Source organism: Pseudomonas sp. 30_B (genome assembly GCF_017491605.1).
Lineage (GTDB): Bacteria > Pseudomonadota > Gammaproteobacteria > Pseudomonadales > Pseudomonadaceae > Pseudomonas.
The window spans coordinates 1-481 of record NZ_JAFGYY010000253.1; the positions used below are offsets into that span (position 1 = coordinate 1).

Annotated in this window: 1 pseudogene; it reads left to right on the forward strand. The window is 63.8% G+C overall.

Going from position 1 to position 481, the window contains the following annotated elements:
• Window positions 1–69: 69 nt before the first annotated feature.
• Window positions 70–481 (forward strand): annotated as a pseudogene (locus J5M67_RS28150) (methyl-accepting chemotaxis protein); the annotation flags it as partial.

Consider the following 481-nt stretch of genomic DNA (forward strand, 5'->3'; position numbering starts at 1 on the left):
CTTATTCAGCGTGCTTCCTCGCGGCCGATATACAGCGGACGACGCGTCGCACTCAAACCGGAGAACACCGTGGGCTTTTTGAACACCTTTTCGTTGCGCAGATACGCCTCCCTGCTGCTGGGCCTGCTCGCCGTAGCGGCCGTTGCGATAGGCCTATGCCAGTGGCGGCTCGATGCCGCGAATCACCGCGTCGCGCAGGCCTACCAGCAGCGCTATGTGTCGACCCAGCTCGCGAACGAACTGCGCCGCAGCTCCGACGATTTGACCCGGCTTGCGCGCACCTATGTCGCGACGGGCGACGCGAAATGGGAGCAGCAATACAACGAGATACTCGCGATTCGCTCGGGCAAGGCGCCGCGCCCGCTCGATTACGATCGTATTTACTGGGACTTTCGCGCGGCCGACGAACCGCTGCGCGCGGAGCAGGGCGAGACGATCTCGCTGCAGGAGATGATGAAGCGCGCCGGCTTCACCGACGAGG